This window comes from Pseudomonas sp. dw_358 (assembly GCF_018449655.1).
Taxonomy (GTDB): domain Bacteria; phylum Pseudomonadota; class Gammaproteobacteria; order Pseudomonadales; family Pseudomonadaceae; genus Aquipseudomonas.
Genome location: NZ_JAAVUX010000026.1, coordinates 43,497 through 57,680, shown reverse-complemented (window position 1 = coordinate 57,680; position 14,184 = coordinate 43,497). Strand labels below are relative to the sequence as shown.

The window sequence follows — 14,184 nt, the reverse complement described above, 5'->3', positions numbered from 1 at the left end:
AACAGCACAGCCAGAGCAACAGCGCCGCCGTGATCCCGGCCGCGATCCGCTGTTGATCTGGCTGTTGATCTTGATTGTCCGCGCCCTCAGCTGGCCGAACGGAACAGCGCGGGCATCACTGCGTAACACGGATTCGCTCACTTGAATTCGGGTCGCCATGACGATCTCAGAGTTGCTACTGAAATGCGGCTAGCTTATCCGGCATCTCCAGGGTGGCCGAAGGCCCCTTTCGCTTTTACAGCGACTCCCTTTTGGCTGCGGCGGGGGCTATCGCGACGTGTCCAAGTACGTCAGCCTGGCATGGCTGGCCAGCGGGCTGATGTCGCGCTGTATCATTGCCAGGGATGCCGGGGGCTGTCGATCGGTACCACGCCAAAACGCCCAAACAGCTCGCCATACCCCTTGACCAGAAAATGCCCGCTGCGCTGTAACCACTCTTCACGGCGCGCGGCATAGACCCGGGGCAAGTGATACCAGGCCAGGCCCGGCAGGTCATGGTGGACCAGGTGCAGGTTAAGGTTCAGGAACAGCCAGCGCCACGGCCAGCCGGCCTCGTTGAGCACCGAGCGGTGTTCAGGGGCATCGGCGGGGCGATGCTCGTAGTAGGAGCGCACCATCGACAAGGCCAGTGCCAACAGGCTGGCTGCCAGATAGGCGCCTACAGCGAGGCCTTGGCTGTGGACGTAGACCAGCAGCAGGGTCACCGCCACGGCATGGCTCGACCACATCCGCCACGCCTGCAGCGAGCCCTGGCGCAACCGTCGGGTTTCGGCCATGAGCAGGCCCGTCAGAGCCAGCGCGGGTCCGACCAGCAGGCGACCACACAAGGTCTTGTTCAACCAATGCACCGCACGCTCGGCGGGGCTGCTGCGGTCCCAGGCCAGGCGGTCGAAATAGCGGCTTTCCGGGTCCAGGTGCGGGCGCGTCAGGGCTTCATCACGGTGGTGCAGCAAGTGGCTGTCGCGGTAGAGGGTGTAGGGATACCAGATTGCCAAGGGGGCATAACCCAACAATTTGTTGAAGCCGACCCAACGCGTTGGATGGCCATGGAGCAACTCGTGTTGCAGGGACATCCACAGGGTAATGAGAGGCACCAGCAACAGCAGGGTCAGGGCCTGGCCCAGGGAGGTCGTGTATTGGAGCAGGGTGAACCAGGCGCCGACGGTGCCGATCAGCAGCAGCCAGGTGGGCCAGTCGGTGCGGGCGGTGAAGGAGGATTGCAGGTGCAGGATCTGTTCGCGGTGCTGGGCGTCGAGGTAATTGGGCATGGCCGTGGACTGCTGGTCTGGCTTGAATGTAGAGGCCAAGGTAGCAAGATTTTTTATGCCTGAATAATTACAGATTGCTACTTTATGGTAACTAAAAGGTATATGTGGTGCCTGCCTGGATGACGTCTCAGGGCAGGCACCCAAAGGCCTCCTCAACTCAAAGACTGATCACCAACCGCTCCTGCGGCCCGTTGCCGGCGCCTTTGTAGGCGGTGACTTCAATCTCGAACAGGTATTCCGGCCCACCCAGCGCCGAGCAGGTCACGCAGTGTGCATGGTCGATGCCGCGAAAGCGCTCGCCGATGAAGGCCATGACGGCGGAAACGTCGGCCTGGCGGGGAATGAAAATCCGCGAGCGCACCACGTCACTCAGTTGCGACCCCACCGCCTGCAAGGCGCCCTCGACATTGCGCAGGGCGTTTTCGGCCTGGCCCAGGGCGGTGTCGGGCATGACCCGGCTTTTATAGTCACGCCCGGAGGTCAGGGACATGAAGATCCAGTTGTCGACCACCACCGCACGGGAGAAGCTTTCCTTCTCTTCGAGAATGCTGCCGGATTTGAGCTTGGTTATCTGTGCCATGAACAATAAAAGTCCTGAAAGAAAAGTGAGTGATCAATGCCAGGCGATCTTTTTCATGAACGCCTGGGTGCGGGGGTTCTGCGGTGCATCGAAGACTTGCTCGGGCGGCCCCATTTCGATGATGCGGCCCTTGTCCATCATCGCCACCTGATCGGAGACCTCGCGCACAAAGCGCATCTCGTGGGAGACGATCAGCATGGTCATCCCCTCGTTGGCCAGGGTGCGGACGGTGTCGAGGACCTCGCCCACCAGCTCAGGGTCCAGGGCCGAGGTCACTTCATCGAGCAACAGAATGTGCGGGTGCAGCGCGAGGGCCCGGCTGATGGCCACCCGTTGCTGCTGGCCACCCGAGAGTTGCGCCGGGTAGACCTCGGATTTGCTTTGCAGGCCGACCTTGGCCAACAGCGCCAGGGCTTCTTCGCGGACCTTGGCGGCCGGGCGTTTCTGCACCTTGACCGGGGTGACCATGACGTTCTGCAACACGCTCATGTTGTGGAACAGGTTGTATTGCTGAAAGACGATGGCGATTTTTTCCCGGGCGCTGCGCACGCTGCCCGGTGAGTGGTAGTCGATGGGTTGCGACTCCAGGTCGATGCTGCCTTGATCCGGTTTGGTCAAGCCCATGATCACCCGCAGCAGGGTGCTCTTGCCCGAGCCCGAGCCACCGATCAAGCTGACCACCTGACCTTTTTCCAGGCTTAGGTTGACCCCGTCCAGCACCTTCAATGGGCCGTAGGAACACGACAGGTTGTTGACTTGCAGATGGGCCATGATGGTTATCTCCGGTCCAGAAGGGGGGTGGCAGGGGTCAACAGCATGCTCTCGGCGGCGGGCAGTTCGGCAATCAGCGCCCGGCTGACCCGGCGCTCCAGGCGCGCGCCCAGGCGGCTCAGCGGGTAGGACATGGCGAAGTAGATCACCAGCACCAGCCCGTAGATCAGAAACGAGGAGTAGCCACGGGTGATGAGGATCTTGCCCGCGAAGGTCAATTCCACGACGCCAAGCTGCGAGGCCAGCGCGGTGTCCTTGATGAACGAGACCATGAAGCTGAAGGCCGGCGGGAGCACCACTTTCCACGCCTGTGGCAGCAGCACCAGAAAAATCAGCTGGGCCTGACTGAAGTTCAGGGTTTGCGCCGCTTCGATCTGCGCCTGTGGCACCGAGTCGAAGCCAGCGCGAAAGATCTCCGCCAGGTAGGCCGTGGAGATCAGGCACACCGCGATCAGCCCGATGACAAAGAAGGACAGGTTGGTGCCCATGGCCTGGAGCACGAACAGGGTCAGAAACAGCGTGACCAGAAACGGAATGCGCCGCATCAGTTCGACAAACACAATCAGCAGCCCCCGCAGCGGCAGCAACCATAGGCTGCGGGTGCGACGGACACAGGCGATGACGAAGCCCATCAGCAGGCCGATGCTGCAGCCCACGGCCGCCAAGGCCAAGGTGGTGGCAGCCGCCTGGAGCAGGAACATTAAGGTGAAGCCGCTGAAGAGTTGGTGCAGTTGCTGGGACAGGGTCAGCATCAGATGAACCTCGCACGAACGCGAAAGCCGAAATAGCCCACCGCGTACAGGAACAGGCTGGCGATGAAGGTCAGCACCACGTAGATCCCGGCGGTGACGGTGAACGCCTCGATGCTGCGCATGGTAGTGGAGCTGATGTCGATGGCCTTGCCGGCCAGTTCATTGACCCCGAACAGGCCGCCGATGGAGCTGCCCAGCAAAATCCAGATAAAGAAGTTGGAGAGCATCGGGTATAGCGTTGCCGCCAGATGCGGCAGGGTCACGTAGCGAAAGCTCTGCCAGGCGCTCATGTTCAAGGTCGCGGCCGCTTCCAGCTCGGCCTGTTTCACGGAGAGCAAGCCGCCGCGGATGATATCGGTGAGGTAGGCGCCGCCGTTCAGGGACAGGCCGATCAACACCGCCGCCATCGGCGACAGCACGATGCCGACATCGGGCAGGCCATAGAACAGCACAAAGATCTGGATCAGCGAGGGTGTGTTGGTGAAGAACACCACGTAGCTGCGCACCAGGCGTCGTATCCACGGCCGCGCCTGCTGTTGCGCCAGGGCGCCGGCCAGGCCGATCAACATGCCGATCCAGAACGCCAGGAACGCGACCACCAGGGTGACTGCGGCACCGGCCAGCAGGTCGGGCCAGGCCTTGAGAATGTCACCGAACTGAAAGCTGTAATGCATGGTTGACTCCCCGGTGGACCCACGGCATCAGAAGTAAGGCGAGGGCACGACCTTGACCAGCATGGGGGCCTTGAACCAGGTCTCCCAGGTCTGGTTGACGAAGCCTGAGGTGTGCAGGTTGTACAGCGCCACGTTGAGCACATCGCGCAATGCCGTGTTGTTCTGTGCAAGGCCTATACCGTCGTAGGCGGTATTGAGGGCTTCGGGCATGGTCACCCAATGCACGTCGGGATAGTTCTTGGTGAAGGGCACGTAGAACTCGATGTTCTCCACCAGTGCATCGGCGCGGCCTTGAGCGATGGAACGGATAGTGTCGGCCATGGTGTCGACGAACAGCACCTTGGCATTGGGCAGGTTCTGTTTGAGGAAGTCGGAGGTCCAGACGCCACGGATCAACACCAAGGTGTATTTGCTGTCGTTGAGTTCTTTCCAGTTGCTGATCTTGAGCTTGTCGGTGGTCAGCACGCCCATGGATTCGGTGTGCAGCGGCACGGTGTAGCTGATCAGCTTGGCCCGTTCGACGGTGCGGGTCAGGCCACCCAGGCAGATATCGATGCGGTCGGTGACCAGAAAGGGGACGCGCTGGGCAATTTCGGTCATGACAAATTCAGGTTTGACGCCCAAGGTCTCCGCCAGCTTTTTCGCGACGTCAATGTCGAAGCCTTCGAGCTCGTTGTTGGCGCCGATGGCCGACTGCGGCGGCGAGTTGGGTAATACGCCGACCCGCAGCGTGCCGCTTTTGAGAATCTCGTCCAGCGGCCGGGCCTGGGCGTGTTCGACCGCTCCAGTGATCAGCAACAATCCCAACATCGCTACGGCAAATTTTTTCAGCATGCTCCACTCCAGACCTGTCCAGACGGGCCGTTCCGGGTATCGAAACAGCGGGCGTGTTTTGATGATTATCAACAATTCGTGGCGTGTCAATACGAGCCCATGAGCCGACGAAGGGCGAAAACCAGGGGATGCGACGGCGGTTAAAACCGGCAGGTCACGCGGAAAAAATGCCCGAAGGCGTCAGCTTTGCCAGCGTTCCCTCAAGGCATCTTCTTGTTTTCCATGTTGTTTTATGACGTGAGAGAAGGCGGCGTGGTCATCCTGCGGCGCCGGTGGCTGGCCATGAAGGCTGGCCCTGCGCTGTGAAACACGCTCGCCGTCGGGGCAGGAAATGCACGGTAGGCAAGCGTTCGAACTAAAAGGGTGCAGAAAATAAATCAAAGTTTTTTGGGTGCCGACGTGGCGCGCCGCCGATGCTTCAGCGAGGGACCGCCACGGCATGGCCGGACGGTTCCTGCCCGTGGGTATGGGCGATGAAGCGATCCGCCGCGCGGCTGAATTTCAGCTGCCAGATGGACTCGGCACGTTGCAAATCGCGGGCCTTGATGGCTTCGAACAGGGCCAGCACGTAGTTGATCGCATCGCCTTCGCGGTCGGTGTAGGTGATGTGGGACAAGTTGTTGAAGCGCTGGACTTCGGCGGTCAGTTCGTCGAAGTAGCGGGTGCAACGCTCCTGGCCACTGGCCTGGACAATGCGGCTCTGAAACTCCAGGTCGTTGGCGATGGTCTTGGCCTGATCGTCCTGGCGTGCCAGTTTCAGGGCATTTTTGGCCAGGCTTTCGAGGGCCTTGAGCACCGCCGGGGTCAGGCGGTCGGGGCTGTCGATCAATGCCTTGAGGGCCAGCTTGCCCAGGGACGCGCGAATCGCGTAGACCTCCAGGATCGCATTGGAATCCAGCTCGGCAACGATGGCGCCCCGGTTGACCCGCATCTCCACCAGGCCTTCGCGGCTCAATCGACGCAGCGCTTCGCGGACCGGATGACGGGACAGATTGAGCTGGTCGGTGAGCTGTTTTTCGATCAGGCGGTCACCGGGCTGGAACTGACCGGCAATGATCGCGGCGCGGATCTGATCGGCCGCATGTTCGGCACTTTCCAGGTTGGACATGGGCGCGAGCACAGCGCCCGCGGCGTTTTTCTTTGCAACCATTTTCCCTTCCATCCGCCTTGTGCGTATTTCGGCGCAGCTTATCACGGGCTTCTGCCTGCGCGCTTGCAGGCACAGGGCCCTGAAAAAAGTTCATTCAGCTTGCTTGACGGATTGTTGACAATCTGCAATTTTAAAACGGAATTCGGGCAGCGACAGGTTCAAGCCACCATGCATTCCAATCTCCACTCCAGCGACACCACGGCAGAGCGCGGCGAGCAGCTGCAGATGTTGTTCAAGCAGTCGATGCGTCGCCTGGCCGCCAGCGTCAGCGTGATTACCTGCGCGGCTGACGATCAATGGCACGGCCTGACTGCCACGGCGGTGACGTCGCTATGCGCAGAGCCGGCATCGATCGTCACCTGCATCAACGCCAGCTCCTCGGTACTTCCGGCGCTGAACGCCTCCCGGCACTTCTACGTGAACCTGCTACGCAGCGAACACGTGGCGATTTCCAACAGCTTTGGCGGGCGCCTCAAAGGCTCCGAGCGCTTTACCGAAGGCCGCTGGGCCTTGGGCGAGGAAGGCGTGCCGTACCTGGAAGACGCGCAGGCCAACCTCTTTTGCCAGGTCGAACACACCATTGCCTACGGCACCCACATCGTGGTGATCGGCCGCGTCAAGGACGTGCGTTTTACCGAGCAGGTGGCGCCACTGATTTACCAGAACGGCCTGTACGTAGGCACTACGCCACTGGCTTGCAGCCTTTAATCCATTTGTTGTGCGCACCCGCGCCCCTGTGTGAGGAACGTTTCAATGAAGTTTGGTCTTTTCAGTCTGATGACCCTGCGTGACCACCCTGAAGGCGCCGCCGGTGTGATGGCCGACACCAAGCAAATGGTGCAGGGTGCCGAGCAAGCTGGCTTCGACATCGCCTGGTTTGCCGAGCACCACTTCTGCAACTATTCGTCGTCACCGTCGCCCTTGATGATGGCCAGTTACGCCGCCGGCTGGACCTCGAAGATCAAGCTGGGGGCCGGGGTGCTGGTGTTGCCGTTGTACAACCCGCTGCGCCTGGCCCAGGAAATTGCCTTGCTGGACATCCAGTCCCAAGGGCGGGCAGTGATCGGTCTGGGCACCGGCTATCAGCTGTTCGAGTTCGAGCGCTTCGGCGTGGCCATCGAAGACAAAGTCGACATCTTCCTGGAGTATTGGGACGTCATCGAGCAAGCCTTGACCCGCGGGGAGGTGGAATTCAACGGCAAGCACATCCAGGTGCCGCGCACCACCTTTGCCCTCGGCCCGTTGCAGAAGCCGCTGCCGCCCATCTACTACACCTCGACTCAGCCAGCCCTGCTCGAGCGCTTCAAGAACACCGACGCTATTCCGTTTCTGGCCGCCAGTACCCTGGGCTCGCCGGTGTTGTACAAAATGGTTGACGGGCTCAATGCCAACTGGGCGGCGGTGGGTTGCGAGCCGGCGACGAAACCGCTGTCGATCATGCAATACGTGCACATCACCGACAGCCGCAGTGAAGCCCTGGAAGCCGGCGAGCGTGCCCGCTACGTGGGGCGCATGGCCCATCACCTGCGCCACAACATTCTGCCGATGGATGGCCACTTCATCCGCGATCAGGCCGTGGACGGCGAACAGAGCATCGAGCAATACACCGCCAACACCGTGGTGGGCAGCGCCGAGGAGGTGGCGGCGAAGATGATCGACAACATCCGCCACCTGGACCCGGTGCATTACGCCTGCAATTTCCAGTTTGGCTGCATGCCGCTGAGCCGCGCCCGCCGCTCGCTGGAGCGTTTTGCCAACGAGGTGGTGCCCATGATCGAGCGTGAGTTGGGGCCGCTGGAGCTTATCGGCAAGCGCTGAACTCGGAGCACCGCCGATCCACGACCCAAGCGCGGCACAGCGCAGGTCGGCCACACCTGTTTGCGATTCAGCTGCCAAGGCCCTTCATACAAGGTGGCGACGCATGTTCGGCTACGTTTTTTATTGGTCACTGGTGTGGGACGCGCTGCCGGAGTTGTTGGCCGGCGCGTGGTTGACCCTGCAGATCGCCTTGCTGTCGATGTTCATCGGCACGGTCATCGGCCTGGGTCTGGCCCTGATCAGGCAAAAAGGCCAAGGCGTATCGCTGCGCCTGGCCAGCGCCTGGGTCGAAATGGCCCGCAACACACCCGTGCTGTTCCAGATCTACATGATGTATTTCGGCCTGGGCGCCATCGGCATCCAGATCAGCAGCTACGCGGCAGTGCTCACGGCGCTGTCCTTCAACAACGCCGGCTACCTCGCGGAAATCTTCCGTGGAGGACTGGCCGCGGTGCATCGCCAGCAACTGTCGGCGGCACGCTCGCTGGGGCTTTCGCCGCTACAAAGCTACCTGCACGTGATCTTTCCGCAGCTGCTGCGCATCGTCTTCTACGGCTATGTCACCCAGGCCGTGTGGGCCTTGCTCAACACCTCGCTGGGCATGTTGGTGGGCCTGCACGAGCTGTCCGGCGCCGCCCAGTCTGCGCAGTCGGTGAGTTTCCGCAGCTTCGAATTCTTCTTTATTACCGCCTTGATCTACTACCTGCTGGCCAAGTTCGTCGAACTGGGCGCGCGGGTGGTGTTTCGGCGCTGGCTGAGGGTCTGAACCATGCAATTTGTACTGGCCGATCCAAGTCTGCACTGGCGCGACGCCTGGTTTTTGTTGCAGGGCGCCGGGCACACCCTGTGGGTGACCGCCGTGGCGGGGCTGTTGGGCACCTTGCTGGGCATTGCCCTGGGCTGGATGCGCTACAGCTCAGGGGTGCTGCGGGTGGTAACGGCGCCCTACATCGATGTGGTGCGCAGCGTGCCGCTGATCATTCAACTGGTGCTGACCAACAGTTTTCTGGCACTGGCCGGTGCCAACGTCAACACCTTCTGGCTGTGCGTGGCGGTGCTCAGCTCATCCATGGCAGTGGTCACCGCCGAAGTGGTGCGCGCAGGCCTGGCCTCCGTGCCGCCGACCTTTCGCCGCTCCGCTCGCTCGCTGGGCCTGAGCGGCGCTCAGGAATTCGTGCATATCAGCGCGCCGCTGGCGGTGCGCACCAGTTTCGCGGCCTGGGTCGGCCTGCTGCTGGGGCTGGCCAAGGACAGCGCGCTGGTCAGCGTGGTGGGCTACGTGGAGTTCATGAAGTCCTCGCAGATTCTGATCAGCCGCACTCATGAAACCCTGTTGCTGCTGGCGGGCGTGGGGATTTTCTACTTTGTGATCTGTTACCCGGTGTCGCGTTATAGCGCCCGTGTGGAAAGGAGGATGGCGCTGTGATCGAGATCCGTGGCGTGCGCAAGCAATTCGGCAATATCGAGATTCTCAAGGGCATCGACCTGGACGTGAACAAGGGTGAACTGCTGTGCCTGCTGGGGGCCAGTGGTTCGGGCAAGTCGACTCTGCTGCAATGCATCAACGCCCTGGAGCCGATCCAGGGCGGCCACATCAAGGTCGACGGCATCGATGTTCATGATCGCAAGACCGACCTCAACAAGCTGCGCCAGAAGCTGGGCATCGTGTTCCAGCAGTTCAATGCTTTTCCGCACCTGACGGCACTGGAGAACGTCGCCCTGGCGCCGCGTCTGGTCGGCGGCAAGAGCCGCCGCGAGGCGCGGGAGCTGGCGGTCAAGCACCTGGAGCACGTGGGCCTTGCAGGCAAGGCCGACCTGTTGCCGTCACGTTTGTCGGGCGGCCAGCAGCAACGCCTGGCCATTGCCCGCGCCCTGGCCATGCAACCCACTTACATGCTGTTCGACGAGGTGACCTCGGCCCTGGACCCGGAGCTGGTGGGCGAGGTGCTGGACACCATGCGCATGCTGCGCAAGGAAGGCATGACCATGGTGGTAGTGACCCACGACATCGCCTTTGCGCGCAACTCCAGCGACCGGGTGGCCTTTCTCCACGCCGGCACCGTGGCCGAGATCGGCACCGTCGGCCAGGTGCTGGGCCAGCCGAGCAGCGAGCATACGAAAAAGTTTCTGCGTCGCGAACATCAGTAAGCCGCTTCAACCATCATCCTTAGAGAGAGCGAAGAAAATGCTGAAACGTGCACTGTGGGTATCGTGGGGTACCGTGCTGCTGGTGGGGGCCAGCGTGTCGGGCGGGGCCCAGGCCGCCTCGACACTGGATGCGGTGGTGCAGTCGAAGGTGCTGCGCTGCGGGGTCATGCTCGATTCGCCACCCTCGGGCTTTCGCACCGTCGATAACCAGCCTGATGGCTACGATGTCGCCTACTGCAACGACATGGCCAAGGCATTGGGCGCCAAGGCGGTGATCGTCGAAACGCCGTCGCCGGACCGCATTCCGGCACTGGTCTCTAACCGCATCGACGTGCTGGTGGCCTCGACCACCAACTCCTCGGCCCGGGGCTTGAGCGTGGCCTTCACCCAACCCTACCTGAGCGTGCCCATCGCCGTGCTGACTCGCAAAGGTTCGGGCATCAAGGGCTGGGACGACCTCAAGGGCCACCCGTTGGGGGGCGTCACCGGCACCACCACCGAGCAGTTTCTGAAGTCGGCCATCGGCAAGTGGAACGCGCCCAATACCGCGTACACCGGCTATGGCAACGACAACGACTCTTACATGGCCCTGGAGCAGGGCAAGGTGGATGCGATCCTGTTGTCGATTCCGGTGTGCACCTTGCTGATCAAGAGTGGCCAGTTTCCTCACCTGGAAATGGCCGGCGACGCGCCGATGCCGCCGGACCTGCTGTCCATCGCGGTCAAGCGCAGCGATTTCGAGTTCCTCAACTGGACCAAGCTGTTTGTCTGGAACCAGGTGGCTTCGGGTCGCTACAAGGAAATCTACAACCAGTACTTCGCTCCGGGCGATGCACCGTCCCTGAGTGTCAACGGCGTCAACTACTGAGGGATTGAGCATGAACCTGAAATACCTGACCCTGTGCGCCGTACTGGTGTCGCTGACCGGTGTTCTCGCAAGCCCCGCGGCCGAGGCGACACCCGCCCTGGACAAGATCGTGCAGTCGAAAAAGCTGCGCTGCGGGGTCATGCTTGACTCGCCGCCGTCGGGCTTTCGCAACGCCGACAACCAGCCCGATGGCTTCGATGTGGCGTATTGCAACGACATGGCCAAGGCGTTGGGCGCCACTGCCGAGATCGTCGAAACGCCGTCGTCCGATCGCATTCCGGCGCTGGTCTCGAACCGCATCGACGTGTTGATCGCGTCCACCACCAGCACCGTGGCCCGCGGCATGACCGTGGGCTTCAGCCAGCCGTACATGAACTACACCACTGCCGTCATCACCCGCAAGGACAGCGGCATCAAGGGCTATGGCGACCTCAAGGGCCACACCCTGGGCGGGGTGACGGGCACTTCCACCGAGCAGATGCTCAAGAAGGACATTGCCGGTTGGAACGACCCCAAGACCTCCTACATCGGCTATGCCAGCGACACCGAAGCTTTTCTCGCCCTCCAACAAGGCAAGGTCGATGCCGTGCTGCAAGCCACCGCCGTGGCCAATACGCTGATCAAAAGCGGTCAGTTTCCGACCTTTACCATGGCCGGCGAAGCGCCGTTTCCGCCAGATCTGGTATCCATTGCTGTGCGTCGCGACGACCAGGAGACCCTCGACTGGGTCAAATTGTTCGTCTGGAACCAGGTGGCGTCGGGCCGTTTTGCCGAGGTCTATCACCACTACATCAGTGATCTTGCGCCGCCAGTACTGGGCGTCAAGGGCGTAGATTTCTAAGAACTGTCTGTTCATTTATCCCAAGGACTACACATGCTCAGTTTTGACTTAGCCAACAAACGCGCGCTGGTCACCGGCGGCGCATCGGGTATCGGCCTGGAAACCGCGCGGCAGCTGGCGGCGGCAGGGGCCGTGGTGGCCATCAATTATCTGCCTGGCGACCCGCGTGGTCCCCAGGCGGTGGAGTCGATTCTCGCCGCAGGTGGCCAGGCGATCGCGGCGCCTGGAGATCTGGGCATTCCGGAAGCGGCCGACGCCATGGTCAAGCAGGCAATCAGTGATCTGGGCGGCCTCGACCTGCTGGTCAACAATGCGGGCACCCCCGGCCTCAGCAAGCCGATCCCGATCAGCGATCTGGAGGCGGTGAGTGAAGAGCTCTGGGCGTTGATTCTCAACACTAACCTGATGAGCGTCTTCCGCTGCGCCAAGGCCGCCGCCCCGGCCCTCAAGGCCAGCGGCGGGGCCATCGTCAATACGGCGTCCATCGCCGGTTTCAGTTCGGTGAGCAGCAGCCTGAGCTACAGCGCTTCGAAGGCGGCAGTGATCAACTTGACCAAGAACCTGGCACGCGCGCTGGCCCCCGAGGTTCGGGTCAACGCCGTGGCGCCGGGGGCGGTGATCAGCAGCTGGGCCATCGAGTGGACCGAGGATCACAAGAAAACCTCGGAAAGCGCCACGCCCCTGCAACGCTGGTGCACCACCGGGGACGTTGCCGAGATGATCCTCTATCTCGGTTTCGCCGCGAAAATGACCACAGGGCAGACGTTGATTGCCGATGGCGGGATCTCTATCTAGGCCATCTGCATCTCGACCGCGGTTTTGTCGATCACCGACCAGACCTGGGCAATGCGTCCGCTGCTGACTTCGTAGAACACGTTCTCGCAAAAGTGCAGCCGCCGGCCGTCGACGGCCACTCCCTGGAAAACCCCGGTGGGTGAGCAGTCGAAGGCCAGGCGGGCGGCGATGGTCTGGCTGTCGGTGACCAGCAGGCGGATGACGAATTGCAGGTCGAGGATCTGCTGAAAGTCCCGTTCGAGCATGTGCCGGTAGCCGTCCAGGCCGACGCGCAGGCCATTGTATTCGACATCCTCACTGACAAACTGGCCAAGTTCCGTCCAGCTCTGATGGTTGAGGCAGCGGATGTAGTTGCGGTAGAAGGTGTCGAGGTCAGGCATGTGGGGGCCTTTCTGGGTTTTGTGGGTTTGAGACGGTGTCGGCCGCATCGCGGGCTTCGCGCGCTCCTGCTTGCGCGGTGATGCGATCGCGCCCAAGGGCTACTGCCACAAGGTTGAACCGTCAGGCGCGCATGAAAAAACCGGCGACATAGCGCTTGAACGTCTCCAGGCTCTTGAAATCGGCCAGGCGCTTGAAGGTTTCCGAGCGTGGCTCCGGCCCTTGCGGGCTGTGGGTCAAGGACACCGACAGAATGCGTTCGCGCGCGGCACTGAGCACCAGTTCGTCCATCACCACGCCGCCGATCACCGGACGGCGCATGGTGACCTTGACGCCTTTGTCGGCCATCCAGTCAATCAGACCGATGAGCATCTTCAGCGGTTCACGCTCTTCATCGCGATAAATCGGAAACAGCTGGCCACGGGACAGGACGGGCAGGGTGGCCAGGTGGATCATTTCGTAAAACTGTCGCTGCGGCGCGGTGGTTGCATAGATGGCCAAGGCCAGCAACGGGCCCTGGGTCTTGGCCCCGCCCCAGCGGGAATGGTGACCCTGATAGTCGAAGCCGCTGCCGTGAGCATCGGTCAGCACCTTGCGCGCCTGCACCTGGGCAACGCAGTCCAGCAGCAGACCGTGCCGACGGTGCTCGCCGAACGCCGCCGAATCCTTGAGCCGGCCCTTGAGCATCATCATGTGCTTGATGTCCACACGGGTCTCGAGGAAATGGCTGGCGGGCACGCGGTCGATCAGTGGGTAACGGGCGGCGACAGTGCGCAGTTCCGCAAACTGGGCGCTGAGGTCTTTCTTCAGGTGTGTGGCGTAGACATTGAGGCCGGAGGCTTCCACCAGGGTCAGCAGCAACGATAGCAGGCGATGGGGTTCGCGGCTTTCGTAGAGGCCAGTACCGACGCTGTCGGCGCCGGCCGGCTTGAAGTCGCCGATCAGCTTGAGCGGCCGGTCCGGTGCCAGCCAGCTGGCCGGCACATCGTCCACCTCGCTGCGCTCGCCGGGCTCGCGATCGTCCTTGATGAAGGGGCAGCCCCGAGCGTGCTCGGCGCTGCCGGGGTTGTCTTTCAGGAACAGCGTGCCGGTGCTGCCGTCGAGGGTAACGTTCATCACCGGTGCGCTGCGCGTCTGGCAATCGCAGGCCAGCCATTGGCCTTCGCTGCGCACTTTGAGCAGCCACTGGTTGGCGTGCAACCGCTGTACGTTTTCCAGTTGGCCGCCGACGAAGGCTTCCAGCAGGGCCCGTTCGGCTGGGGTCAGGCTGCGCACCGGGGTGCCACTTTTTTCGATGATCCGCATGG

At 62.0% G+C, this 14,184-nt stretch carries 17 protein-coding genes; 8 read left to right on the top strand and 9 right to left on the bottom strand.

The features are described from left to right. Nucleotides 1-332: 332 nt before the first annotated feature. The 7 genes from HB675_RS24750 to HB675_RS24720 all read right to left on the bottom strand — a co-directional run bounded on the left by HB675_RS24750 (nucleotide 333) and on the right by HB675_RS24720 (nucleotide 6,029). Nucleotides 333-1,268 carry a fatty acid desaturase gene (locus tag HB675_RS24750; protein ID WP_213881792.1) on the bottom strand — a complete coding sequence of 312 codons (936 nt, stop codon included), beginning with the start codon at nucleotides 1,266-1,268 and terminating at the stop codon, nucleotides 333-335. A gap of 157 nt (nucleotides 1,269-1,425) precedes the next feature. Beyond that, the gene (locus HB675_RS24745) at nucleotides 1,426-1,848 is read right to left on the bottom strand and encodes a Rid family hydrolase (protein ID WP_213881791.1); all 423 of its coding nucleotides are present in this window, start codon (nucleotides 1,846-1,848) and stop codon (nucleotides 1,426-1,428) included. A gap of 33 nt (nucleotides 1,849-1,881) precedes the next feature. Continuing rightward, nucleotides 1,882-2,619, bottom strand: coding sequence for an amino acid ABC transporter ATP-binding protein (locus tag HB675_RS24740; RefSeq protein WP_213881790.1), 738 nt, complete (start codon nucleotides 2,617-2,619; stop codon nucleotides 1,882-1,884). A 5-nt stretch (nucleotides 2,620-2,624) separates the two neighbouring features. Continuing rightward, nucleotides 2,625-3,371, bottom strand: a complete 747-nt coding sequence (locus HB675_RS24735; protein WP_213881789.1) for an amino acid ABC transporter permease — start codon at nucleotides 3,369-3,371, stop codon at nucleotides 2,625-2,627. After that, the gene (locus tag HB675_RS24730) at nucleotides 3,371-4,045 is read right to left on the bottom strand and encodes an amino acid ABC transporter permease (protein WP_213881788.1); all 675 of its coding nucleotides are present in this window, start codon (nucleotides 4,043-4,045) and stop codon (nucleotides 3,371-3,373) included. The genes HB675_RS24735 and HB675_RS24730 overlap by 1 nt, the downstream gene beginning before the upstream one ends. A gap of 27 nt (nucleotides 4,046-4,072) precedes the next feature. Further along, a complete protein-coding gene (locus HB675_RS24725) occupies nucleotides 4,073-4,879 on the bottom strand; it encodes a transporter substrate-binding domain-containing protein (RefSeq protein ID WP_213881787.1) in 807 nt (268 codons plus the stop codon). A gap of 418 nt (nucleotides 4,880-5,297) precedes the next feature. Beyond that, on the bottom strand, nucleotides 5,298-6,029 hold the full coding sequence (locus HB675_RS24720) for a GntR family transcriptional regulator (RefSeq protein ID WP_213881786.1): 732 nt from the start codon (nucleotides 6,027-6,029) through the stop codon (nucleotides 5,298-5,300). Between the two features lie 168 nt (nucleotides 6,030-6,197). On the opposite strand from HB675_RS24720, the gene HB675_RS24715 reads away from it, so the two are divergent. The 8 genes from HB675_RS24715 (at nucleotide 6,198) to HB675_RS24680 (ending at nucleotide 12,499) form a co-directional block, all read left to right on the top strand. Continuing rightward, on the top strand, nucleotides 6,198-6,737 hold the full coding sequence (locus HB675_RS24715; RefSeq protein WP_213881785.1) for a flavin reductase family protein: 540 nt from the start codon (nucleotides 6,198-6,200) through the stop codon (nucleotides 6,735-6,737). Between the two features lie 45 nt (nucleotides 6,738-6,782). Beyond that, nucleotides 6,783-7,847 (top strand): LLM class flavin-dependent oxidoreductase, encoded by a 1,065-nt coding sequence (locus HB675_RS24710; RefSeq protein ID WP_213881784.1) that lies wholly within the window; start codon nucleotides 6,783-6,785, stop codon nucleotides 7,845-7,847. Between the two features lie 103 nt (nucleotides 7,848-7,950). Further along, entirely contained in the window at nucleotides 7,951-8,613 is a 663-nt protein-coding gene (locus tag HB675_RS24705) for an amino acid ABC transporter permease (protein WP_213881783.1), read from the top strand. A gap of 3 nt (nucleotides 8,614-8,616) precedes the next feature. Further along, complete coding sequence (locus tag HB675_RS24700; RefSeq protein WP_213881782.1) at nucleotides 8,617-9,273, top strand: amino acid ABC transporter permease; 657 nt, start codon at nucleotides 8,617-8,619, stop codon at nucleotides 9,271-9,273. After that, complete coding sequence (locus HB675_RS24695) at nucleotides 9,270-9,995, top strand: ATP-binding cassette domain-containing protein (RefSeq protein ID WP_213881781.1); 726 nt, start codon at nucleotides 9,270-9,272, stop codon at nucleotides 9,993-9,995. The genes HB675_RS24700 and HB675_RS24695 overlap by 4 nt, the downstream gene beginning before the upstream one ends. Nucleotides 9,996-10,032: 37 nt before the next feature. Next, nucleotides 10,033-10,863, top strand: coding sequence for a transporter substrate-binding domain-containing protein (locus tag HB675_RS24690; RefSeq protein ID WP_213881780.1), 831 nt, complete (start codon nucleotides 10,033-10,035; stop codon nucleotides 10,861-10,863). Nucleotides 10,864-10,873: 10 nt separating this feature from the next. Next, a complete protein-coding gene (locus HB675_RS24685) occupies nucleotides 10,874-11,704 on the top strand; it encodes a transporter substrate-binding domain-containing protein (RefSeq protein WP_213881779.1) in 831 nt (276 codons plus the stop codon). Nucleotides 11,705-11,737: 33 nt separating this feature from the next. Next, nucleotides 11,738-12,499, top strand: a complete 762-nt coding sequence (locus tag HB675_RS24680) for an SDR family oxidoreductase (RefSeq protein ID WP_213881778.1) — start codon at nucleotides 11,738-11,740, stop codon at nucleotides 12,497-12,499. Here the strand turns inward: HB675_RS24680 and HB675_RS24675 are convergent. Beyond that, nucleotides 12,496-12,879, bottom strand: a complete 384-nt coding sequence (locus HB675_RS24675; protein ID WP_213881777.1) for an ester cyclase — start codon at nucleotides 12,877-12,879, stop codon at nucleotides 12,496-12,498. The two genes, HB675_RS24680 and HB675_RS24675, sit on opposite strands and share 4 nt — an antisense overlap. Nucleotides 12,880-13,000: 121 nt before the next feature. After that, nucleotides 13,001-14,182, bottom strand: coding sequence for a hypothetical protein (locus HB675_RS24670; protein WP_213881776.1), 1,182 nt, complete (start codon nucleotides 14,180-14,182; stop codon nucleotides 13,001-13,003). Between the last annotated feature and the right edge of the window lie 2 nt (nucleotides 14,183-14,184).

Excerpts from the sequence above, each read along its gene's own strand:
- HB675_RS24730 (WP_213881788.1), bottom strand. The coding sequence starts at position 4,045 with ATGCATTACAGCTTTCAGTTCGGTGACATTCTCAAGGCCTGGCCCGAC.
- HB675_RS24675 (WP_213881777.1), bottom strand. The coding sequence starts at position 12,879 with ATGCCTGACCTCGACACCTTCTACCGCAACTACATCCGCTGCCTCAAC.
- HB675_RS24735 (WP_213881789.1), bottom strand. The coding sequence starts at position 3,371 with ATGCTGACCCTGTCCCAGCAACTGCACCAACTCTTCAGCGGCTTCACC.
- HB675_RS24680 (WP_213881778.1), top strand. The coding sequence starts at position 11,738 with ATGCTCAGTTTTGACTTAGCCAACAAACGCGCGCTGGTCACCGGCGGC.
- HB675_RS24705 (WP_213881783.1), top strand. The coding sequence starts at position 7,951 with ATGTTCGGCTACGTTTTTTATTGGTCACTGGTGTGGGACGCGCTGCCG.
- HB675_RS24670 (WP_213881776.1), bottom strand. The coding sequence starts at position 14,182 with ATGCGGATCATCGAAAAAAGTGGCACCCCGGTGCGCAGCCTGACCCCA.
- HB675_RS24690 (WP_213881780.1), top strand. The coding sequence starts at position 10,033 with ATGCTGAAACGTGCACTGTGGGTATCGTGGGGTACCGTGCTGCTGGTG.
- HB675_RS24710 (WP_213881784.1), top strand. The coding sequence starts at position 6,783 with ATGAAGTTTGGTCTTTTCAGTCTGATGACCCTGCGTGACCACCCTGAA.
- HB675_RS24750 (WP_213881792.1), bottom strand. The coding sequence starts at position 1,268 with ATGCCCAATTACCTCGACGCCCAGCACCGCGAACAGATCCTGCACCTG.
- HB675_RS24740 (WP_213881790.1), bottom strand. The coding sequence starts at position 2,619 with ATGGCCCATCTGCAAGTCAACAACCTGTCGTGTTCCTACGGCCCATTG.
- HB675_RS24745 (WP_213881791.1), bottom strand. The coding sequence starts at position 1,848 with ATGGCACAGATAACCAAGCTCAAATCCGGCAGCATTCTCGAAGAGAAG.
- HB675_RS24725 (WP_213881787.1), bottom strand. The coding sequence starts at position 4,879 with ATGCTGAAAAAATTTGCCGTAGCGATGTTGGGATTGTTGCTGATCACT.
- HB675_RS24720 (WP_213881786.1), bottom strand. The coding sequence starts at position 6,029 with ATGGTTGCAAAGAAAAACGCCGCGGGCGCTGTGCTCGCGCCCATGTCC.
- HB675_RS24685 (WP_213881779.1), top strand. The coding sequence starts at position 10,874 with ATGAACCTGAAATACCTGACCCTGTGCGCCGTACTGGTGTCGCTGACC.
- HB675_RS24715 (WP_213881785.1), top strand. The coding sequence starts at position 6,198 with ATGCATTCCAATCTCCACTCCAGCGACACCACGGCAGAGCGCGGCGAG.
- HB675_RS24700 (WP_213881782.1), top strand. The coding sequence starts at position 8,617 with ATGCAATTTGTACTGGCCGATCCAAGTCTGCACTGGCGCGACGCCTGG.